General features: G+C 65.8%; 23 protein-coding genes and 2 tRNA genes. 12 read left to right on the top strand and 13 right to left on the bottom strand.

Annotated elements, in window-relative coordinates; genetic code table 11:
- The first annotated feature begins 47 nt into the window (after positions 1-47).
- The 5 genes from ugpA (at position 48) to IP86_RS14945 (ending at position 3,776) form a co-directional block, all read left to right on the top strand.
- Positions 48-929, top strand: a complete 882-nt coding sequence (gene ugpA / locus IP86_RS14965) for a sn-glycerol-3-phosphate ABC transporter permease UgpA (RefSeq protein ID WP_054163328.1) — start codon at positions 48-50, stop codon at positions 927-929.
- Positions 929-1,777, top strand: a complete 849-nt coding sequence (ugpE, locus tag IP86_RS14960) for a sn-glycerol-3-phosphate ABC transporter permease UgpE (protein ID WP_054163327.1) — start codon at positions 929-931, stop codon at positions 1,775-1,777. Before ugpA ends, ugpE begins: the two co-directional genes overlap by 1 nt.
- Before the next feature lie 2 nt (positions 1,778-1,779).
- Complete coding sequence (locus IP86_RS14955) at positions 1,780-2,871, top strand: sn-glycerol-3-phosphate import ATP-binding protein UgpC (RefSeq protein WP_054163326.1); 1,092 nt, start codon at positions 1,780-1,782, stop codon at positions 2,869-2,871.
- A 144-nt stretch (positions 2,872-3,015) separates the two neighbouring features.
- Positions 3,016-3,441: an Hsp20 family protein gene (locus IP86_RS14950; protein WP_054163325.1), complete on the top strand. Its 426-nt coding sequence runs from the start codon at positions 3,016-3,018 to the stop codon at positions 3,439-3,441.
- Between the two features lie 50 nt (positions 3,442-3,491).
- Positions 3,492-3,776, top strand: a complete 285-nt coding sequence (locus tag IP86_RS14945; protein WP_054163324.1) for a BQ00720 family protein — start codon at positions 3,492-3,494, stop codon at positions 3,774-3,776.
- Positions 3,777-3,931: 155 nt separating this feature from the next.
- On the opposite strand, the gene ptsN is transcribed toward IP86_RS14945, so the two are convergent.
- The 8 genes from ptsN to IP86_RS14905 form a co-directional block, all read right to left on the bottom strand.
- A complete protein-coding gene (gene ptsN, locus IP86_RS14940; RefSeq protein WP_054163323.1) occupies positions 3,932-4,393 on the bottom strand; it encodes a PTS IIA-like nitrogen regulatory protein PtsN in 462 nt (153 codons plus the stop codon).
- A 272-nt stretch (positions 4,394-4,665) separates the two neighbouring features.
- Entirely contained in the window at positions 4,666-5,274 is a 609-nt protein-coding gene (gene hpf / locus IP86_RS14935; RefSeq protein ID WP_054163322.1) for a ribosome hibernation-promoting factor, HPF/YfiA family, read from the bottom strand.
- A 53-nt stretch (positions 5,275-5,327) separates the two neighbouring features.
- Entirely contained in the window at positions 5,328-6,956 is a 1,629-nt protein-coding gene (gene rpoN, locus IP86_RS14930) for an RNA polymerase factor sigma-54 (protein WP_054163321.1), read from the bottom strand.
- A gap of 165 nt (positions 6,957-7,121) precedes the next feature.
- Positions 7,122-8,078 carry an LPS export ABC transporter ATP-binding protein gene (lptB, locus tag IP86_RS14925; RefSeq protein WP_054163320.1) on the bottom strand — a complete coding sequence of 319 codons (957 nt, stop codon included), beginning with the start codon at positions 8,076-8,078 and terminating at the stop codon, positions 7,122-7,124.
- Between the two features lie 57 nt (positions 8,079-8,135).
- The gene (locus IP86_RS14920) at positions 8,136-8,801 is read right to left on the bottom strand and encodes an LptA/OstA family protein (RefSeq protein ID WP_054163319.1); all 666 of its coding nucleotides are present in this window, start codon (positions 8,799-8,801) and stop codon (positions 8,136-8,138) included.
- Positions 8,798-9,532 carry an LPS export ABC transporter periplasmic protein LptC gene (gene lptC, locus IP86_RS14915; protein WP_197279820.1) on the bottom strand — a complete coding sequence of 245 codons (735 nt, stop codon included), beginning with the start codon at positions 9,530-9,532 and terminating at the stop codon, positions 8,798-8,800. Before lptC ends, IP86_RS14920 begins: the two co-directional genes overlap by 4 nt.
- A gap of 275 nt (positions 9,533-9,807) precedes the next feature.
- Positions 9,808-10,422, bottom strand: coding sequence for a ribonuclease D (locus IP86_RS14910; RefSeq protein ID WP_054163333.1), 615 nt, complete (start codon positions 10,420-10,422; stop codon positions 9,808-9,810).
- 141 nt (positions 10,423-10,563) lie between these two features.
- Positions 10,564-10,648, bottom strand: a tRNA-Leu gene (locus IP86_RS14905).
- A 159-nt stretch (positions 10,649-10,807) separates the two neighbouring features.
- Between IP86_RS14905 and IP86_RS14900 the strand changes: the two genes are divergently transcribed.
- Positions 10,808-11,773 (top strand): complex I NDUFA9 subunit family protein, encoded by a 966-nt coding sequence (locus tag IP86_RS14900; RefSeq protein ID WP_054163317.1) that lies wholly within the window; start codon positions 10,808-10,810, stop codon positions 11,771-11,773.
- 53 nt (positions 11,774-11,826) lie between these two features.
- Here IP86_RS14900 and IP86_RS14895 read toward each other — a convergent pair whose 3' ends face one another.
- Positions 11,827-12,633, bottom strand: a complete 807-nt coding sequence (locus tag IP86_RS14895) for an undecaprenyl-diphosphate phosphatase (RefSeq protein WP_054163316.1) — start codon at positions 12,631-12,633, stop codon at positions 11,827-11,829.
- A 223-nt stretch (positions 12,634-12,856) separates the two neighbouring features.
- On the opposite strand from IP86_RS14895, the gene IP86_RS14890 reads away from it, so the two are divergent.
- Together IP86_RS14890 and queG are read left to right on the top strand one after the other, a co-directional pair.
- Positions 12,857-13,549 carry a glutathione S-transferase family protein gene (locus IP86_RS14890; protein ID WP_054163315.1) on the top strand — a complete coding sequence of 231 codons (693 nt, stop codon included), beginning with the start codon at positions 12,857-12,859 and terminating at the stop codon, positions 13,547-13,549.
- The gene (gene queG / locus IP86_RS14885) at positions 13,498-14,778 is read left to right on the top strand and encodes a tRNA epoxyqueuosine(34) reductase QueG (RefSeq protein WP_082364020.1); all 1,281 of its coding nucleotides are present in this window, start codon (positions 13,498-13,500) and stop codon (positions 14,776-14,778) included. The genes IP86_RS14890 and queG overlap by 52 nt, the downstream gene beginning before the upstream one ends.
- A 91-nt stretch (positions 14,779-14,869) precedes the next feature.
- On the opposite strand, the gene IP86_RS14880 is transcribed toward queG, so the two are convergent.
- Positions 14,870-15,655 carry an alpha/beta hydrolase gene (locus IP86_RS14880; RefSeq protein ID WP_054163314.1) on the bottom strand — a complete coding sequence of 262 codons (786 nt, stop codon included), beginning with the start codon at positions 15,653-15,655 and terminating at the stop codon, positions 14,870-14,872.
- 339 nt (positions 15,656-15,994) lie between these two features.
- On the opposite strand from IP86_RS14880, the gene infC reads away from it, so the two are divergent.
- Positions 15,995-16,534, top strand: a complete 540-nt coding sequence (gene infC, locus IP86_RS14875; protein ID WP_156332516.1) for a translation initiation factor IF-3 — start codon at positions 15,995-15,997, stop codon at positions 16,532-16,534.
- Positions 16,535-16,940: 406 nt separating this feature from the next.
- Here infC and IP86_RS14870 read toward each other — a convergent pair.
- Both IP86_RS14870 and IP86_RS14865 read right to left on the bottom strand, forming a co-directional pair.
- Positions 16,941-17,016, bottom strand: a tRNA-Ala gene (locus IP86_RS14870).
- A 72-nt stretch (positions 17,017-17,088) separates the two neighbouring features.
- The gene (locus IP86_RS14865) at positions 17,089-17,493 is read right to left on the bottom strand and encodes a TIGR02300 family protein (RefSeq protein WP_054163312.1); all 405 of its coding nucleotides are present in this window, start codon (positions 17,491-17,493) and stop codon (positions 17,089-17,091) included.
- 146 nt (positions 17,494-17,639) lie between these two features.
- On the opposite strand from IP86_RS14865, the gene aroA reads away from it, so the two are divergent.
- Entirely contained in the window at positions 17,640-18,977 is a 1,338-nt protein-coding gene (gene aroA / locus IP86_RS14860; protein ID WP_054163311.1) for a 3-phosphoshikimate 1-carboxyvinyltransferase, read from the top strand.
- A gap of 74 nt (positions 18,978-19,051) precedes the next feature.
- Positions 19,052-19,351 (top strand): hypothetical protein, encoded by a 300-nt coding sequence (locus tag IP86_RS28085; protein WP_245290629.1) that lies wholly within the window; start codon positions 19,052-19,054, stop codon positions 19,349-19,351.
- A gap of 110 nt (positions 19,352-19,461) precedes the next feature.
- On the opposite strand, the gene IP86_RS14855 is transcribed toward IP86_RS28085, so the two are convergent.
- The gene (locus IP86_RS14855) at positions 19,462-20,136 is read right to left on the bottom strand and encodes a lysophospholipid acyltransferase family protein (protein WP_054163310.1); all 675 of its coding nucleotides are present in this window, start codon (positions 20,134-20,136) and stop codon (positions 19,462-19,464) included.
- A gap of 172 nt (positions 20,137-20,308) precedes the next feature.
- Here IP86_RS14855 and cmk point away from each other — a divergent pair, with 172 nt between their 5' ends.
- Positions 20,309-20,947: a (d)CMP kinase gene (gene cmk / locus IP86_RS14850; protein WP_054163309.1), complete on the top strand. Its 639-nt coding sequence runs from the start codon at positions 20,309-20,311 to the stop codon at positions 20,945-20,947.
- Positions 20,948-21,084 lie beyond the last annotated feature (137 nt).

Here is a 21,084-nt window from a genome sequence, read left to right as displayed (position 1 = left end):
CCCCCGACCCCTCCCCGCCGCAAGAGCGGGGGGAGGGGAGTTAGTCCATGCTCAAGCAGGCCGTCTTCCAATCGAAATTCCTGCCTTATCTGCTGGTGCTGCCGCAGCTTGCGGTGGTGCTGGTGTTTTTCTATTGGCCGGCCGGGCAGGCGGTGGTGCAGTCGTTCCTGATGCAGGACGCGTTCGGGTTGTCGACCGTGCTCGTGTGGTTCGATAACTACAACGAGCTGCTGGCCGATCCCGATTATTTCGCCGCCATCCTGCGCACCTTCGCGTTCTCGCTGGCGATCGCACTGGCGTCGCTGTCGCTGGCGCTGCTGCTCGCCGTGATGGCGGACCGGCCGCTGCGCGGGTCGACCTTCTATCGCACGCTGCTGATCTGGCCCTATGCGGTGGCGCCGCCGGTGGTCGGCGTGCTGTGGGTGTTCATGCTCAATCCGTCGCTCGGCGTCATCGCCCATGGGCTGCGCAAGCTCGGCATCGACTGGAATCCGCTGCTCGACGGCAACCAGGCCGCATTGCTGATCATCCTGGCGGCAGCGTGGAAGCAGATCTCCTACAACTTCCTGTTCTTCCTCGCCGGGCTTCAGGCGATCCCGTCGAGCGTGATCGAGGCGGCGGCGATCGACGGCGCCCGGCCGATGCGGCGGTTCTGGACCATCATCTTCCCGCTGCTGTCGCCGACCATCTTCTTCCTGATCGTCGTCAACATCGTCTACGCGTTCTTCGACACCTTCGGCATCATCGACACCATCACCCGCGGCGGCCCGGCAAAAGCGACCGAGACGCTGGTCTACAAGGTCTATAGCGACGGCCTGCTCGGCGGTAATCTCGGCAGCTCGGCGGCGCAATCGGTGATCCTGATGGGCATCGTCATCGCCCTCACCGCGTTCCAGTTCCGCTTTGTCGAGCGCAAGGTGAACTACTGATGGTCGAGCACCGCCGCTTCGGAAACCTGCTGCCGCACGCCATCCTGTGGGCCGGCGTGCTGATCGTCGCGTTCCCGGTGTATCTCGCCTTCGTCGCCTCGACCCAGGACAACGCCACCATCGCCAACGGCCAGATGTCGCTGCTGCCCGGCGGGCATTTCCTCGACACTTATTACCAGACGCTGTTCGTCGGCACTTCGGGTACCACCCGCGAGCCGGTCGGCACCATGCTGTTCAATTCCTTCGTGATGGCGATGCTGATCGCGGTCGGCAAGATCGCGATCTCGCTGATCTCCGCCTATGCGATCGTGTATTTCCGCTTTCCGTTTCGGATGACGATCTTCTGGATCATCTTCATCACGCTGATGCTGCCGGTCGAAGTCCGGATCTATCCGACCTACAAGATCGTCGCCGACCTCAATCTGCTCGACAGCTATGCCGGCCTGACGCTGCCGCTGATTGCGTCCGCGACCGCGACGCTGCTGTTCCGGCAGTTCTTCATGACGGTGCCGGACGAGCTATTAGAAGCGTCGCGGATCGACGGCGCCGGGCCGTTCCGCTTTTTCTGGGATACGCTGCTGCCGCTGTCGCGCACCAACATGGCGGCGCTGTTCGTGATCCTGTTCATCCTCGGCTGGAATCAATATCTCTGGCCGCTGCTGATCACCACGCGCGACGACATGCAGACCATCCAGATCGGCATCCGCAAGATGATCGTGACCTCGGATGCGCTGACCGAATGGCCGATCGTGATGGCGACCGCGGTGCTGGCGATGCTGCCGCCGGTCGCCGTGGTGGTGCTGATGCAGAAACTGTTCGTGCGCGGACTGGTCGAGACGGAGAAATAAGCGTGGCCGACGTCGTTCTCCGCAATGTCCGCAAGACCTATCCGGGCGGCTTCGAGGCCATCAAGGGCGTCGATTTCGCGGTCGGCGACGGCCAGTTCTGCGTGCTGGTCGGCCCTTCCGGCTGCGGCAAGTCCACGCTGCTGCGCATGGTCGCGGGGCTGGAGACGATCACGGCCGGCGAGATCGCGATCGGCGGCCGCGTCGTCAATCAGGTCGAGCCGGCCGACCGCGACATCGCCATGGTGTTCCAGAACTACGCGCTCTATCCGCATATGAGCGTCTACAACAACATGGCCTATGGGCTGCGTAACCGCGGCATGGCCAAGCCGGAGATCGACGCCCGGGTGCAGGAAGCCGCCCGCATCCTCGAACTCGGCAGCATGCTGGAGCGCAAGCCGCGGCAGCTCTCTGGCGGCCAGCGCCAGCGCGTCGCGATGGGCCGCGCCATTGTGCGCCAGCCCAAGGTGTTCCTGTTCGACGAGCCGCTGTCCAATCTCGACGCCAAGCTGCGCGTCGCGATGCGGGTCGAGATCCGCAAGCTGCAGCGCCGGCTCGCCACCACCGCGATCTACGTCACCCACGACCAGCTCGAGGCGATGACGCTGGCGGATATCCTGGTGGTGATGAACGGCGGCGTGATCGAGCAGATCGGTTCGCCGCTCGAGGTCTACGCCAGACCGGCGACCACCTTCGTGGCGTCCTTCATCGGCGCGCCGCCGATGAACCTGATCCCGCTCGACACCGCGGCCATGCAGGCGCAGTTCGGCGGCCCGGCCGAAGGCGGCATCCTCGGCGTCCGGCCGGAAGACCTGGTGATCGCCGCAGGGCCCGCCGCCCCGGGCGCGCTGACGCTCGACCTCACCGTCGAGGCGATCGAGCGGGTCGGGCCGGAGACCTTCGTGTACGGCACCCGCGGCCGCAGCGACCAGCCGACGATCAGCCGCAAGCCGGGCGAATTGCCGCCCGACGAGATTATCGTCCGCATTCCCGGCCAGGAGGCGCCAGCGATTGGCAGCAGGATCGTTGCCACAGGTTTGCCTCAACACCTGCACCGGTTCGCTGCCGACGGCCGGCGGATTGCCGCAGGGCCTTGAAGGCGCTGCACAAATTCGTTGTTTCGGGGTGCTTGAAGCCGTATCTTGCACTGCCCATATTGGTTTCGACCGGCCGGCACGATGCCGGAAGGTCAGCGGGGTGCCGCAAGGACCCCCTCAAAGTCGCTTCGAGAGGACTTTGTGATGTCTCGTGTTCCTACGTTGTCCAGTCCCTTTCTGCTGGGATTCGACGAGATCGAGCGTGCGCTCGACCGCGTCGTCAAGGGTGCCGACGGCTACCCGCCCTACAACATCGAGCGCTGCGAACGCAGCAGCGGCGATCCTGAAAAGCTCCGGATCACGCTCGCGGTTGCGGGTTTTACCCGCGATCAACTCGATGTGACGATTGAGGAAAATCAACTCGTCATTCGGGGTCGCCAGCAGGATGACAAAGCCCGGCAATACATCCATCGCGGCATCGCCGCGCGCCACTTCCAGCGCACCTTCGTGCTGGCGGAGGGGATGCAGGTGCTGGGTGCGGATCTGAAGAACGGGTTGTTGTCCATCGATCTGGTCCGGCCTGAGCCTGAACGGGTGATTAAGACAATCGCCATCACCGAACACGAATAATGGAACGAGTAGCGGACTCGACCGCTTAGTCTCTAACAGGAGTCGAGACCATGACTGACTTAGTTACAGCCGACCCGGGTACAGCAACGCACGAGAATGTCCACGTCACGCCGGAAGCGCTGGCGCATCTGGGCGAAGGTCACATCGCCTATGTGAAGCAGATCCGCTCCGAGGACGTGCCCGGCCTCTTCCCGCAGGCGCCGCAGATCGCGCCCGGCCTCAAGCTGTTCGCGCTGCATTCCGCCGACGGCACGCCGATCATGCTGACAGACAGCCGCGAAGCCGCGGTGGCGAATGCCTGGAGCCAGGAGCTTCAGGCGGTCAGCGTCCACTGATCGGCGCATAGTTGCAGACGCGGTGTCCGGCAACGGACTCCGCGGAGCTGCGTATTCTTACCACGTCGGGGCACCGAGCGTTTGCTCAGGCGCCTCTCCCTACACCAACTGATTGATGAGCGTAGCGGCGCACAACGCCGCTCGTTGGCCGGATGTCAGGCCGCCGTCGCCGGCGGCAGCGCCAGCACCGAGTAGATCGCCTGGGCGTCGCGCGAGGCGCGCAGCTTCTTGGCGACGTCCTGGTCGCGCAGCAAACGGGCGATCCGCGCCAGCGCCTTGAGATGATCGGCGCCCGCGCCTTCCGGCGCCAGCAGCAGGAAGATCAGGTCGACCGGCTGGCCGTCCATCGCCTCGAAATCGATCGGGCGTTCGAGCCGGGCGAACAGGCCGAACAGCTTGTCGAGCTTCGGCAGCTTGCCGTGCGGAATGGCGACGCCGTAGCCGACCGCGGTGGTGCCGAGCTTTTCGCGCTGCAGCAACACTTCGAAGATCGATCGCTCGTTCTGTCCGGAGAGTTCCGCGGCGCGCGCGGCAAGTTCCTGCAGCGCCTGTTTCTTACTGATGACTTTTAACGCCGGGATAACCGCCTCGGGCGCGACCAGATCGGTAATCGTCATGCGGCGTTCCGAGGATGTGGTGTGCTGTCGTTGTGAAATAGGACAGGGGCAGGCTGCGTCAAGCTCGATTTCGGTGCATCAACCGGCCATTTGCGGCCGGAGGAAAGCTCCCTGAATTCATCGGCCTAGCTAATCTATCACCCCTGCCGGCGGTGGCAAAGTCCGGCCGTTCCGGCTCCGGCTCGGAGGGCGGCGGACCATAGGCAGAGCCGCCGCCGGGCGTCAATGGCCGTCTCACACGCGAAGCGGGACGGCCACGCCGCTAACCACCGTCAGGCGGCAGCGTTCACTGTGGGCGGATCGATCCAGCCGATATTTCCGTCGACGCGGCGATAGATGATGTTCACGCGGCCCGAGCCGCCATGCAGGAACACCAGCACCGGCGCGCCGGTGAGGTCGAGTTCGACGACGGCTTCGCTGACCGACAGCCGTTTCATCGCGGTGGTGGCCTCGGCGATGATCACCGGATTGTAGGCGTCCTCGCGATGCTCCTCGTCGCCGGGCGCCTCGATCACGTAGCTCGGGACGTCGACCGGCGCGATCGCCAGTTCGGCCAAGGCAGTGGCCTCGGCGTGCGCCTTGCGGGCGGAGCGATCCTTCAGCCGGCTCTTGTAGCGGCGCAGGCGCTTCTCGATCTGCAGTAGCGCCTGGTCGGCGCTCGCATAGGCGTCGGCCGCATTCGACTCGGCTTCCAGCGTGATGCCGGAATCGAGGTGCAGCGCACAGTCGGTGCGGAATCCGAAACCGTCTTTGCTCAGCGTGATGTGGCCCGAGTAGTTGCCGTCGAAATATTTGCGCAGCACTTCTTCGGTGCGCTCGCTGACACGGCCGCGCAGGGCTTCGCCGACGCTGATGCTTTTGCCGGAGACCCGGATGGTCATGGGATGCCTCGTTTGTCTTTGGGGTACTGACAGTAGTCCGAGCAGCGGCGTAATCAAGCCGGGGCGGTGTCGCGGGAGCGATCCGCCGCCGTCAGAGCCGCACCGAGCACGCTTTGCTTGTCGCGTCGTCGTTGCACGGAGGAGGGAATGCGCATCGCCTCGCGATATTTGGCCACAGTGCGGCGCGCAATATCGATGCCGGCTTCGCGCAGCTTCTCGACGATGGTGTCGTCGGAGAGGATGGCCGACGGATCTTCGCCGTCGATCAATTGCCGAATGTGATGGCGCACGGCTTCGGCCGAATGCGCCTCGCCGCCGTCCGCGGATGCGATCGACGCGGTAAAGAAATACTTTAGTTCAAAGGTGCCGCGGTTGGTCGCCATGTACTTGTTGGCGGTGACGCGCGACACCGTCGATTCGTGCATCTGGATCGCGTCCGCGACGGCCTTCAGATTCAACGGGCGCAGGTGTGCCACGCCGTGGGTGAAGAAGCCGTCCTGCTGACGCACGATCTCGGTCGCAACCTTGAGGATGGTGCGGGCGCGCTGATCGAGCGCGCGGACCAGCCAGGTGGCATTCTGCAGACAGTCGGAGAAGTACGACTTGTCGCCGTCCTTGCGGATCGTCTTCGACAGCTCCGAGTAGTACGACTGGTTGACCAAGACTTTCGGCAGCGTGTCGCTGTTGAGCTCGACCAGCCAGCCGCCGTCCGGGCCGGGGCGGACGAACACGTCGGGCACCACGGTCTGCACCCGCGACGAGCCGAACTTCAGGCCGGGCTTCGGATCGAGGTGACGGATTTCGCCGATCATGTCGGCGAGGTCTTCGTCGTCGACGCCGCAGATCTTGCGCAGGCTGGCGACGTCGCGCTTGGCGAGCAGATCGAGATGTTCGATCAGCGCCTGCATGGCCGGGTCGAACCGGTCGAGTTCGCGCAGCTGGATGGCGAGACATTCGGCCAGCGAGCGCGCGCAGATACCAGGCGGGTCGAATGTCTGCAGCACGCCGACCACCGCTTCGACCTCGGCCTGCGTGGTGCCGAGGCGTTCGGCCGCATCCCCGAGATCGGCCGGCAGGTAGCCGGCCTCATCGACGAGGTCGATCAGGTATTGGCCGATCATACGTTCGGACTGGCCGGTCAAAGCCACCGCAAGTTGTTCGGCCAGATGATCGGCGAGTGAGGATTCGGCGGCGACGAAGGCTTCGAGATTGTAGCCCTCGTCGCTGGAGGCGCCGCCGCCCCATTCGGTGTAGGAGGACGGTGCCGCATCCTGCGCGGCGCGCGCCGCAGCCTCGGCCGGCTCCTCGGGAAAGACGTTCTCCATGCCGGTGTCGAGCGTCTGCTCGATGTCGCTGCGGCTGCCGAGATCGCGGTGCATCCACTCTTCGGTACCGGGCTCGAACGAGTCCGGCGCCGCGAACTCTCCGCCCTCGCCGCCGCCCTCGCCACTGCCGAACTCATCGCCGCCGACGTCGCCGCGCTCCATCGCCGGCTCGCCCGCGACCGGCGCTTCCGGCGTGTCGGTCGCCCGATCAAGCAATGGATTTTTTTCGAGCTCGTCTTCGACGAACGTCGCGAGGTCCAGATTGGACAATTGCAGCAGCTTGATCGCCTGCATCAGCTGCGGCGTCATCACCAGCGACTGCGACTGTCGGAACTCGAGGCGTTGAGTTAGTGCCATGGCGGCAAGAACGATCCAAGTTGGTCCGTTTCTTGCTTACGCCTTTCCGCGGCTGATGTACACGCCTTGACGAATTGGAAATTTGGAGTAGGCGGCCCAGCCGGCATCGAGGCGGGAGGAGCAAGGCACCTCAGCATGCCGCGTCGGGAGGCGAACTGCAACCGATTACAGGCGGAATTCCTCGCCAAGGTAAAGACGGCGGACGTCCGGGTTATTGACGATCTCTTCCGGCGTACCTTCGGTCAGGATTTCGCCCGCATAGACGATGTAGGCGCGATCGGTGAGACCAAGTGTCTCACGGACATTATGGTCGGTGATTAGTACGCCGATACCGCGATTGGTCAGGTGGCGGACCAGATCCTGAATGTCGCCGACCGCGATCGGGTCGATGCCGGCAAACGGCTCGTCGAGCAGCATGTAGTTGGGACGGCTCGCCAGGGCGCGGGCGATTTCGACGCGTCGGCGCTCGCCGCCCGACAACGCGATCGACGGCGATTTGCGCAGACGCTCGATGTTGAATTCGTGCAGCAGATTGTCGAGGTCGGCTTCGCGTTTGCGCTTGTCCGGCTCCACTGCCTCGAGCACCGCCATGATGTTCTGCTCGACGTTCAGACCGCGGAAGATCGACGCTTCCTGCGGCAGATAGCCGATGCCGAGGCGGGCACGCTGATACATCGGCAGCTTGGTGACGTCGTGGCCGTCGAGCTCGATCGCGCCGCGGTCCGCCTTGATCAGGCCGGTGATCATGTAGAACACCGTGGTCTTGCCGGCGCCGTTGGGGCCGAGCAGGCCGACGGCCTCGCCGCGCCGGACATAGATGCTGACGCCGCGCACGATCTTGCGGGTGCCGAAGCTTTTCTCGATGCGATGGACCGCCAGATAGCCGGCATGCGCCGTGCGCTGCTGGGTCGGAGCCGCGGCCGGACGCCGCGGCCGCTGCGGTGCAGGGGTCGGCGCCAGCGGCGCGTCGTGGACCGCCGAGTGGGCGACCGCTGCATCGCGGGCCGGCGTGCCCAGCAGATCGCCGATTTCGTCCTGCAGGGCGGTGATGTCCGGACGCGACCGGGCCGCCCCCGAGCGCTTCGGGGCGCGGCGCCGGAACATGCTCAGAAGATCAACCATGCCGCTACCGATCAGCCTTTGGGACGCGCCGCGCTACGGTCGAATGCGTGTACGCCGTCACTTCTTCTGTCCGGCGGCGGGGGGCCCGAGGCCGAGCGGCCCGCCGGTGCCGCTGCCGGAGGATTGAAACAGGCCCTGCACCCGGCCGCTGTTGGATTCGACCCGGGACACGCCCGTGGTCATGTCGACCAGCAGCCGGTCGCCGCGCACCACGTTCTTGCCCTGCGTCAGCACGACGTTGCCCAGCATGGTTACCAGATTGGTCTTGGTGTCGAACACCGCCGTTTCGCCGGTCACGATCTGATCCTTCTGGGTGACCACGACATTGCCCTTGGCCTCCAGTCGCCGGATCGACGAGGTGCCGCCGGGGCCGGGCGCCGCCGCAGGCATCGTCTTGCGCTTCGCCTGTTTGGCGGCGGTGTCCTGCTGCTGATCCTGATCGTAGAACACCACGAGGCTTCTGGACGTCATGGTGGTGTCGCCCTGGACAACTTTGACGCTGCCCGCGAAGGTCGCCTCCTTCTTCTTATCGCGAACCTCGAGCGTGTCGGATTCGATCTGGATCGGCTGATCGCGATTTTGCGAAAAGCCCTGCATCGCGTTCGGCACGCCCTGCATGGTGCTCTGCGCCAGGCATGGCGCGCTCGTCGCGGCGGCGAGAAGCGCGGCGCCGGCGACCCCGAGCAGGACGCGGCGGGCGGAGCGGAGACCGGCAGCGATCATGGATGGTTCACTTCGCGTTGGCGTTGGCCGGACGACTTAGCCTTCGGCGTCGTCTGGTCGATTTTCGTGGTTACGGCGGGCGCGGACGGGGGCTGGGCTTCGGCCTCCTCGGAGGCGTCCGGCAGCCGGGCGTTGTCCAGATTCATCACCACCCCGCCTTCGAATCGGATCACATCGCCCTTCTCGGTAATCCGCAGCCGCTGACCGCGCAACTTGCCGCCGAGCCATTTGACGTCGACCGGCTCGTCCGACGAAACCGTGCCCTTCCCCATGTCGACGTCGGCCTGGGTCATCCAGGCCTCGCTGCCGGTCGAGGAGCGCAGATACACGTCCTTCTGTAGATTCAGCATCTGCGCCTTGGTGTTGAACTTGCCGTCGCGAGCCTCGATCACCACCGTCGACTGGTCGTCGCTGACCAACTTGGCCCGCAACGTGTGCAGGTCGACGTGGTCCTGGCTGGTGAGGTCTTGGGTGGCCGAGCGCGCCCACATCTCGTAGGGGCGGCCGTCATTGGTGAAGCCGGCCAGATGCGGCGATTCCATCGTGATCTTGGTGCCCGAGACCACCAGGTCGCCGATGTCGAGCGGCAATTTGGCCAGCAGCCGAAACGGATTGAAGATCGAGATGGCGACGATGGCGGCGAGCGACAGCGCCACCACCAGCGGCACCGCGATGCGCAGCGTGCGCACGAGACGGCTGTGGCGCGCCGCCGCAGCGAAGCGCGCCTTCATGCCAGCCTGATACGACGCCGTCTGAACCGAAGCCACCGCTGCTCCCGCGTGGTGCCGGGCGTGGCGCGATCCAGCCAGCCTCGAGCGCTACCGTCTCATGTCCTTGCTCCGCATCGGGAACCGACCGGACGCGTCCGGCGCGGGGAGCAACCCCAGATAGTCGCTAAAGCCCCGGCAGGCGAGGCCCGCGGTGGGACGAGCCCATCACAAGCCCATCAGGACGACGAACATGACCGAAACGGGGCGGCCCAATGTGTCGGATCCGCCCGGAATCCTCAAGAATGCGCGAAGATGTCCTCTTCGTTCCAGCCTTCGAGGTCGAGCCGCGCGCGGTAGGGCAAGAAATCGAAGCACGCCTGCGCGAGCTCGGTGCGATTCTCCCGCGCCAGCATGCCGTCGAGCCTGTCGCGCAGCGCATGCAGATGCAGCACGTCGGAGGCCGCATAAGCCAGCTGGGCGTCGCTCAGCGTCTCGGCGCCCCAGTCGCTGGATTGCTGCTGCTTCGACAGGTCGACATTCAGCAGCTCGCGAACCAGGTCCTTGAGGCCGTGGCGGTCCGTATAGGTGCGCGACAGCCGGGACGCGATCTTGGTGCAGTAGACCGGCTGCGGCATCACGCCGAGCGCATTGTAGAGCGCGGCGAGGTCGAACCGCGCGAAATGGAAGATCTTCACCATGCCGGGATCGCCGAGCAGCCGCTTCAAATTCGGCGCATCGCTGTGCCCCCGGGGGATCTGTACCACATCGGCACTGCCGTCGCCGTTCGAGAGCTGCACCACGCACAGCCGGTCGCGATGCGGATGCAGCCCCATCGTCTCGGTGTCGATCGCCACGGAGCTGGTGTAGCGCGAAAGATCCGGCAGATCGCCGCGGTGCAGGCGGATGGTCATGATCGGCAAACCGTTGTTGTGGAAGGCGGAGCCCACGGCCCCGAATCGCTGCTCAACCTAGCGCTCGAGCCAGCAAGTGGCGAGCCGTGCGGCCGAGACGACAACACCAACGAAGGGAGAGCGAAGCATGGGCAGGGCAAATGGTGCCCAGGAGAGGACTCGAACCTCCACGGTGTTACCCACTGGTACCTGAAACCAGCGCGTCTACCAATTCCGCCACCTGGGCCCGGGCGGGTTGATAGGGACCCGATACGGAAATGTCAAATTGCTTTGCGCTGCCAATTCCGCTGTACAGCGAAAGGTTGATGGCGTAACGCGAAACCGCCAGAATAACGGCGATTGCCGGAGCTTTCCGGCCCGCCCTTTCCGCACCAGGATCACCCGCATGCATTCGAATATCGACACCCTCGTCACGGTTTTCGGCGGTTCGGGCTTCATCGGCCGCCATGTGGTCAGCGCGCTGGCCCGGCGGGATTACCGAATCAGGGTGGCGGTGCGGCGGCCGGAGCTGGCCGGGCATCTGCAGCCGCTCGGCCGGGTCGGGCAGATTCACGCCGTGCAGGCTAATCTGCGCTATCCCGACTCGATCCAGGCCGCGATGCGTGACGCGCATTTAGTGATCAATCTGGTCGGCATCCTGGCCGAGGGCGGCGCGCAGCGATTCGATGCCGTGCAGGCCGGGGGCGCGGCTGCGGTCGCGAAGGCGGCTGCGGCGATCGGAGCCCGCATGGTGCACGTCTCGGCGATCGGCGCGGACGCCAATTCGCCGTCGCGCTACGCACGCTCCAAGGCCGCCGGCGAGCAGGCGGTGCTGGCCGCCGTGCCGCATGCCACGATCCTGCGGCCGTCGGTGGTGTTCGGCCCCGAAGATCAATTCACCAATCGCTTCGCCGCGCTGGCGCGGATCTCGCCGGTGCTGCCACTGGTCGGTGCCGACACCAAGCTGCAGCCGGTCTATGTCGGCGATGTCGCGGCGGCGGTGGCGGAGGCGGTCGACGGCCGCACCAAGCCGGGCGCGACCTATGAGCTCGGCGGCCCCGAGCAGATGACCATGCGCGAGATCATCCAGCTGATTCTCGAGACGGTCGACCGCAAGCGGCTGCTGCTGCCGCTGCCGTTCGGGCTCGCCAGCCTGCAGGCCGCGCTGCTGCAGTTCGCACCGGGCGATTTCAAGCTGACGCCCGACCAGGTCGCGCTGCTGAAGGTCGACAATGTCGTGTCGGACGCCGCCAAGAGCGCCGGCCTGACGTTGCAGGGCCTCGGCATCACGCCGGATTCGATGGAGGCAATCGTGCCGTCCTATCTGTGGCGGTTCCGCGCCACCGGCCAGTTCGCCCGCAAGAACGCCTGATCGGGGCGATTCCGGACGCTCGCCGCGCGGCCCCGCGCGGCAGGCGCCGGTGATTACTTGCCGAGCGCCAGCGCGATCAGCCCGAGCGTGCCGACCACCACCCGCCACCAGGCGAACAGCTCGAAGCCGTGGCGGGTGACGTAGCCGAGGAACGTCTTCACCACGATGATCGCGGTGATGAACGATACCACGAAGCCGACCGCCACGATGGTGAGATGGTCGCTCGAGAGGTCGCCGCGGTTCTTATAGAGATCGTACACGAAGGCGCCCACCATGGTGGGGATCGCCAGGAAGAACGAGAACTCCGCGGCCGAGCGCTTGTCGGCGCCGAACAGCATCGCCGCGACGATGCTGGCGCCCGAGCGCGACACGCCGGGGATCATCGCCATGCACTGCGCGCAACCGATGTAGAAGTACATTTTCAGCGGAAACGCGGTGGCGTCGTGATGCTGCGGATTGAGGTCGAGCTGATCGACCCACAGCAGGATCGCGCCGCCGACGATCAGCGAGAAGCACACCACCCACGGGTTGAACAGATACGCCTTGATGTAGGAGCCGGCCGCCGCGCCGATCACCGCCGCCGGCAGAAACGCGACCAGCACGCCGATGACGAAGCGCTGCGCCGCCGGGTCCGAGAAGATCCCGAGCGCAATCCGCCACAATTTCGAGAAATACAGCGCCAGGATCGCGAGGATCGCGCCGAGCTGGATCAGGACGTCGAAGGTCTTCCAGAAATCGCCTTCGCCGAGATTGAAGAACCGGCCGACGAGCAGCAGATGACCGGTCGACGACACCGGAAGAAACTCGGTCACACCCTCGACGATGCCGAGAATGACGGCCCTGATGATATCGGCAAGCATGGGAGAGTCCGTTGGGAGGAGAGGCGATCTGGCGGGAGGCGGAACCTTGTCGCCTATTCACTAGTATGCCGCAACGTCAAAAATGCGCCAGAGCTGCCTTGCCAAAAGCCGCCTTGCCAGCGGCCTGCACTTGAGTAGTTTGACGCCTCCCGCAGGCCGGGGCGCTGATCGCGTCCGACGATCGGCCACCGTTTGTTAAGCCTGCGAAACTATCAAGGTCGCCATGTACACCCTGTTCCACCATCCGTTCTGCCCGCAGTCCCGGTTCGTGCGGCTCGCGCTCGGTGAACATGGTCTCGACCTGCGGCTGGTGGAAGAGCGCCCGTGGGAGCGCCGGACGGCGTTTCTGGCGCTCAATCCGGCCGGAACCACGCCAGTGCTGATCGCCGAAGGGCAGCCGCCGGTTCCGGGCGCCGGCGTGATCGCCGAGTTTCTCGACGAGACGCATGGCGCGGGCTTCGGCGACCGCCGGCTGCTGCCGCAATCGACCGCCGAGCGGATCGAGGTGCGCCGGCTGCTCGACTGGTTCAACGACAAGTTCTTCGAGGAAGCCAGCGGCCCGCTCGTCACCGAGCGGATCTACAAGCGCTTCATGAGCGAAGAGGACGGCGGCGGCCCACCGGCGATGGACGTGATCCGTGCCGCCACCGCCAATGTGCGCTATCACCTCGCTTATATCGGCTGGCTGGCGCGGACGCGGAACTTCCTGGCCGGCGACCGGATGACTTATGCGGACCTCGCCGCCGCCGCGCATCTGTCGGCGATCGATTATCTGGGCGACGTGCCATGGATCGAGGACGAAGCCGCGAAGGCCTGGTACGCCCGGATCAAGTCGCGGCCGTCGTTCCGTCCGCTGCTGAGCGAGTGGCTGGCGGGGGTGCCGGCGTCACGGACCTACGTGGATCTGGACTTCTGAGCCGCGCCGGAACGGCTCCCAATTCGGCCGAAAATCCTTGTGGCAAACTGAAGGCAGCGCTGACCGATCAGGCCCGCGCGCTCGGCTTCGCGCCGCTCGGGGTCTGCGCACCGGACGCGATACCCGATGCCCTCGGCTACCTCCGCGAGTACCTCGCTTCTGACTACCATGGGCAGATGGCCTGGCTGGCCGACCGGCCCGAGCGGCGCGCCGATCCGCGGGTGATGTGGAGCGAGGTCCGCTCGGTGATCATGCTGGGGGTCAATTACGGACCGACCAGCGATCCGCGAGCGATTCTCGAGGCTACGGACCGCGGCGCGATCTCGGTCTACGCGCAGGGCGACGATTATCACGACGTCATCAAGGCGCGGCTGAAGCAGCTCGCGCGCTGGCTGGTCGGAGCTGCCGGCGGCGAGGTGAAAGTATTCGTCGACACCGCGGCGGTGATGGAAAAGCCGCTGGCGCAGGCAGGCGGACTCGGCTGGCAGGGCAAGCACAGCAATCTGGTGTCGCGCGAATTCGGCTCCTGGCTGTTTCTCGGCGCGATCTTCACCACGCTCGACCTGCCGCGCGACCAAGCCGAGCGCGATCATTGCGGCTCGTGCCGCAACTGCCTCGACGCCTGTCCGACCGCGGCGTTCCCGGCGCCGTACCGGCTCGATGCGCGGCGCTGCATTTCCTATCTGACGATCGAGCACAAGGGTCCGATCCCGCGCGAATTCCGCCGGCCGCTCGGCAATCGCATCTATGGCTGCGACGATTGCCTCGCGGCGTGCCCGTGGAACAAGTTCGCGCAGGCGGGCCGCGAGGCGAAGCTGGCGTCGCGCGAAGCGCTACGGGCTCCGCCGCTCGGCGAACTGGTCCGGCTCGACGATGCGGCGTTTCGGGCGCTGTTCACCAAATCCCCGGTCAAACGCATCGGCCGCGCCCGCTTCATCCGCAACGTGCTGATAGCGATCGGCAATTCCGGAGACGCGAGGCTGGCGGCGGAGGCCGGGCGGCTGCTTGGCGATGCCGACCCGGCGGTGCGCGGCGCGGCAGTGTGGGCGCTCGGGCAGTTAGTTGCGGAGGAGCAGTTCGGGGCGCTGCGCGAACAGCATCTCGGCGAAGAGGCTGATGAAAGCGTGCGGGCGGAGTGGTGCGGCGTCAATGTGGCCCGAGATCCCGCCCCGTCTTCAGACGTCATCCCCCGCGCGAGCGAGGGACCCAGTATCCCAGAGAGAGGATGAACTTGACCGCTCTGGAATACTGGGTCGCCCGCTTGCGCGGGCGATGACGGTGGTGAGTGGGGTGACGTCACCTCTTTTCAATTCCTTCGCCTCACCCGAACTCCTCCACCGCCGCCAGCATCCGGGCGATGTCCTGCGGGCGGGAGAGGCGGTGGTCGCCGTCCTGGATCAGGGTCAGTACGACATCTTCGCAAGGCAGGTGCTCGGTCAGCGCGAAGGCGTGGGTCCAGGGCACGTCGGGGTCCTGCTTGCCTTGCAGGATGCGGACCGGGCAGCCGGTCGAGATGGCGCCGCCGAGCAGCAGATGGTTGCGGCCGTCCTCGATCAGCGCCCGCGAGATCGGATAGGGCTCGCCATACTCGGACGGCCGCATCCACACCCCCTCGGTCTCGATCTGCCGCCGGATCTCGGGTGAAAAGTTCTTCCACATCAGCGCTTCGGTGAAGTCCGGCGCCGGCGCGATCAGCACCAGGCCGGCCAGCGAGGCGGCGCCGGTGCCGCGGCGGATCAGTTCGCGCGCCAGCAGCAGCGCCATCCAGCCGCCCATCGACGAACCGATCACCACCTGCGGCCCCTTGGCGAACTGATCGAACACCGCCAGCGCATCCTCGAGCCAGCGGCTGATGGTGCCCTCGGCGAAGGCGCCGGAGGATTCGCCGTGGCCGGAATAATCGAACCGGACGCAGGCGCGGCCGCGCGCGGCGGCCCATTGGTCGAGCGCCACCGCCTTGGTGCCGGTCATGTCGGAGTTGAAGCCGCCGAGCCAGAACAACCCGGGCGCGCTGCCCGGCCGCGCCCGGGCCGCGATCCGGCGCTGAGCGGGGCCATCCCCGAGGGTGATGAAGGAAGGATCGGCGCCGACGTGGTGATTTGTCATGGATCAAGTGCCTCGTTGCGGAATTGCTTTGCAGTACGCCCGGCCGCGCCGTCAATCGAGGCGGAGCTGGCCACCGCGTGGCGGAAAAGCCGCGAATCGGCACGACATTGCGCTGGTTATGCGGAAGTTGGCTTGCCGGCCCCGGCTTCTTCCGTCACACTACGCCGCGATCAGAAAAGGGCATGGCCACGGTGTTGAGCCGGGCTGTCGGTTTTGCGTCCGGTTACGCTCTGACCTATATGGAGGGCGTGATCTGATTGGCACAGGCGGTGGATGCCGCTGTGTGATGCCCGGATCGATCGTTTCGCCACCAACGTTCACAATATTGGAGAAGCCACCATTCGCCGTCCCAACAGAGCCCCGCCCCCCGTTGCCAAGGATGGGCCGCGCACCAACGATGATATTCGCAACCACGAGATCCAGCTGATCGACCAGGACGGTGTGAACCGTGGCAAGGTCGAGACCATCGTCGCGATCAAGATGGCGATGGAAGCCGGCATGGATCTGGTCGAGATCTCGCCGAACGTCAGTCCGCCGGTCTGCAAGATCATGGACTACGGCAAGTTCAAGTACTCGGCGCAGAAGAAGGCCGCCGAGGCGCGCAAGAAGCAGAAGATCGTCGAGATCAAGGAGATCAAGCTCCGCCCGATGATCGATGACCACGACTACGACGTGAAGATGAAGGCGATGCAGCGCTTCTTCGAGGAAGGCGACAAGGTGAAGATCACTTTGCGCTATCGCGGACGCGAAATGGCCCACCAGGACATCGGCACCAAGCTGCTGGACAAGGTGAAGGCCGACGTCGCCGAGATCGCCAAGGTCGAGCAGGACGCCCGCTTCGAAGGCCGCCAAGTGGTGATGGTGCTGGCGCCGCGCTGAGGCGGAGCTGTTTCCGATTTCAGTACGCATGTGGCCCGTCAGTTTGACTGACGGGCCATTTTCTTTTCGGCGCAGGCATCCGGCGATCGTGTCCGCGCGCCTTGGGAAAAGATTTCGCCGCGAATCGAATCCTCGGGGCTGGGCGCATCGCCGTGCGGGGCCGGGCCCGCTGTCCGGGACCCAGGGTCTCGAACTTCACAATCTCTCGGTCACTGCCTCGGACTTGCCGGCACGGCCGCGTCGCCATCCCGCGGCAGGCGAGCCCCGCTCCGCTTGCTGAGGCTGCGGCAGCCGTTGCACACACAGAGCGTGCGCGTCTTTCGACGGCGGGTCACCAGCGCTGGCGGAATGGAAGGATCTGCAGCTTCGGGCCGGGCTGCGCCGTGCGAGATCGCAGGCGGGATGTTGGTGGAGCCAGGCGGGATCGAACCGCCGACCTCTTGCATGCCATGCAAGCGCTCTCCCAGCTGAGCTATGGCCCCGAACCCTGGGTGCGGGCGGTCAAATCAAATCAACCGCGCGCGGCATTCGTTGATCACAGTTTGACGACGATCTCAAGTCTCCTCATCGCCAGAAACGTCACCAATGATGTCGGTGACGTCTTCATCCCCTTCTTCTTCGTCGGCGATGAAGGTCGAATCGTCGTCATCCTCGATGGATTCATCGATTTCGATGTCGTCTTCGGACTCCGGAACGATCGCCTTGACCTTCCCGGTCTTCTCCTCGGCATCGGCCTCCTCGAGCGACACCAGCTCTTCGGCCTCCATCGCCTCGGGCGCATCGGCAGTATCGGCGGCTGCGGCGGAACGCTGATCGGCGCGGCCACGCGGCGCCGCAACCGGCGCGATCGGCACCACCTCGCCGGTGTAGGGCGAGATCACCGGGTTCTTGTTCAGATCGTAGAACTTTTTGCCCGTCGTCGGGCAAATGCGTTTGGTTCCGAGATCGGATTTCGCCACTTGTGCAACCTTGGGATTTCTTGAAAAACGGTGCTTCACTTGGCTAGTTGCCACGCCGCTGTCAATAGCGGTTTATGCCGTATCGGCGGCCACGCAGCGCGCGGCCCCGCTTCGATCAGGCGCCCGGTGCGCAGGGGACCTCCATCTTGAGCCATTCAGACCAAACCTCGCCGCTGGCGGCGCGCAAGAGCGCAGCCCTGCGCGGCACCGCCCGAGTGCCCGGCGACAAGTCGATCTCGCACCGCGCGTTGATTCTCGGCGCGCTGGCGGTCGGCGAGACCAGGATCACCGGCCTGCTCGAAAGCGAGGACGTCCTCAACACAGCCAAGGCGATGCGCGCTTTGGGCGCACGGGTCGAGCGCACCGGCGACTGCGCCTGGAGCGTGCACGGCGTCGGCGTCGCCGGCTTCGCTCAGCCCGACGCGCCGCTCGATTTCGGCAATTCGGGCACCGGCTGCCGGCTGGCGATGGGCGCCGTGGCGGGTTCGCCGATCACCGCGACGTTCGACGGCGATGCCTCGCTGCGCAGCCGGCCGATGCGGCGAATCGTCGATCCGCTGGAACAGATGGGCGCCAAAGTGGTGTCGAGCGCCGAGGGCGGCCGGTTGCCGCTGACGCTGGCGGGCGCGCGCGATCCGCTGCCGATCACGTACCGCACGCCGGTGCCGTCGGCGCAGATCAAATCCGCCGTGCTGCTCGCCGGCCTGGCGGCGCCGGGCATCACCACCGTGATCGAGGCCGAAGCCAGCCGCGACCATACCGAGCTGATGCTGCAGCATTTCGGCGCCGCGCTGGTGACCGAGCCCGAAGGCAGGCTCGGCCGTAGGATTTCATTAACCGGTCAGCCCGAATTGCGCGGCGCACCGGTGGTGGTGCCGGCGGACCCGTCCTCGGCGGCGTTCCCGATGGTGGCGGCGCTGGTCGTGCCCGGCTCGGACGTCGTGCTGACCGACGTCATGACCAATCCGCTGCGCACCGGGCTGATGACCACGTTGCGCGACATGGGCGGCGTGATCGAGGAAAGCCAGACCCGCGGCGATGCCGGCGAGCCGATGGCGCAGTTCCGGATCCGCGGCTCGCAGCTGCGCGGCGTCGAGGTGCCGGCCGAGCGGGCGCCGTCGATGATCGACGAATATCTGGTGCTGGCGGTCGCGGCAGCCTTCGCCGAGGGCACCACCATCATGCGCGGCCTGCACGAGCTGCGGGTGAAGGAATCCGACCGGCTCGAGGCCACCGCCGCGATGCTGCGGGTCAACGGCGTCGAGGTCGAGATCACGGGTGACGATCTGATCGTTGTCGGCAAGGGCCACGTGACGGGCGGCGGCCTGGTCGCAACCCATATGGATCACCGCATCGCGATGTCGGCGCTGGTGATGGGGCTGGCGGCCGACAAGGCCGTGACGGTCGACGACACCGCCTTCATCGCCACCAGCTTCCCGGACTTCGTCCCGATGATGCGCCGGCTCGGCGGCGAGCTGGGCTGAGCGAACCTATTCCGCCCTTGCAAAACGTGCTTAAATACAGCGGTCTAGAGAGGCACACGACAAGGCCGAGGAACATGCCGCGACTCGTCGTCAAAGAGCTGGCTCCCAAACGAACGGCCGTGAAAAAGACGGCCGCAAAAAACAGCGCTTCGAAAAAATCTGGAGCCGGTAGCGATCGGCGCTATGGCTCCGTGATCTCGAAGAGCGTTCGCGGCGAGAACGGCGAGCGCTTTACCGTTTTGTCGATCGACGCCAACAGCCCGACCTTCGGCGACGACTTGAGCACCGTCTTCGCGCGCAACGTCAGCAAGGCGCGGAAGGACAACGCGCGGCGTTTTGGATCTCCGGATCGTGTCCCGGACAAGGCCCGATAGACCCAAATTCTAGATCGTCGCTGGCCCGAACGGCTCAGGGAAGAGCAGCGGTGAAAGCGGCGATCGACCTCGCGCTGACGATCGACCTCGAAAAGGCAGGCAAATGAGCGCTATGCCGGCTCCACCGGCTCGCGGCCGACCAGACGGTCGGCCTGCTGCTGCACGGCGGTCAGCGATGCCGACAGGCGCGCGGCGATCTCGGCGCGGTCGGCGGCCGCATCGACGATCAGCGGTTCGCCGTAGCGAATCGCGATCCTGGAGAACAACCCCGGCAGCATCAGCCGGTCCCAGCTTCGCAGCACCCGGCCGCGCTGCATGCTGACGCCGACCGGCAGCACCGGCAGGCCGGTGAGCCGGGCGAGATCGAGAATGCCGTCGTTGTTGATGTGCATCCGTGGCCCGCGCGGCCCGTCGGGCGTCACGAACAGGCTGTGGCCGTCGCGCGCCAGCCGCATCATCTCGCGCGCCGCCCGCATGCCGCCCTTCGAGCTCGATCCGACCGCGGTCTGGATGCCGAACACCGAGCCGACCTTGCTGATGATCTGGCCGTCGCGATGGCCGCTGATCAGCGCGATCAGCGGCTTGCCGGTGCCGCGCAGCATCGGCAGCATGATCAGCCGGCCGTGCCACATCGCCAGGATGTAGGGCTCCGGAATCGGCAGCGGCGCGCGGTCGAACCGGCCGGTCCACAGCACGAACTGGAAATACACCGCGGCCGGCACCGTCGCGGTCCATTGAAAGGCGTCCGTCCTCAGGATGCGTTTGACGAAAGCAGGAGTAGCCATTCCGAGGAGTGTCCGGGCAGTGATCTGGTGCGGCGCGCCGGGCTGGTGTCGGCGGCTCGCGGGTTTATACCGGCCACCGGCAGGCTGCAAACAACCCGGCTTGAAATCCCTCCAGCGGCGGTGTTGAACCGCAGCCGCGCCGCGGCGCCGACCACCACGGATATGGGACAGCATGATTATCGCCATCGACGGACCGGCCGCCTCCGGCAAAGGCACACTCGGCAAGCGGCTGGCCGCGCATTACGGCTATCGGCACCTTGATACCGGACTGATCTACCGTGCGGTCGCCAAGGCGATGCTCGATGCGGCCGCCGAGCTCGCCGACGAAGCCCGCGCCACCGAGATCGCACGCGCGCTCGACGTCGCCGCGTTCGATGATCCGGCGCTGAAGAGCCAGGCGGTCGGCGAAGCTGCCTCGGTAGTGTCGGCGCATCCGGCCGTGCGCGCCGCGCTGCTTGAGTTCCAGCGCCGCTTCGCCGCCGATCCGCCTGGTGCCGTGCTCGATGGCCGCGACATCGGAACCGTGATCTGCCCGGACGCCGACGTGAAGATCTTCGTGGTCGCCGCCCCCGAGGTCCGCGCCCGCCGCCGCGCTCTCGAGGCGCAAGGCCGCGGAGAACCCGCCGACGAGGCCGCGATCCTGGCCGACATCCTCAAACGCGACGACCGCGACAAGAACCGCAGCGCCGCGCCTTTGAAGCAGGCCGAGGATGCAGTCTTGCTCGACAATTCCGATTTGGATATAGAAGGCGGCGTCCGGGCCGCCATCGAAATTGTCGAGGCCGTTCGAGCGGGCCGGCGTCGGGTTTAAGCACCCACCGACGCCGTCATTGGAGGAACGCCCGCTCCACGGTTTTCAGCGATGGTCGAACGCTTCGAGGCTCAAGCAGATTTGGCTTTTTGCCTGCTGTTTCGTTCGCTGCCGGATCGCTTCTTGGAATGCATCTT

This window comes from Rhodopseudomonas sp. AAP120, assembly GCF_001295845.1.
Classification (GTDB): Bacteria; Pseudomonadota; Alphaproteobacteria; order Rhizobiales; family Xanthobacteraceae; genus Rhodopseudomonas.
The sequence above is the reverse complement of the archived record's forward strand: the minus strand, read 5'-3'. Positions and strand labels throughout refer to the sequence as shown.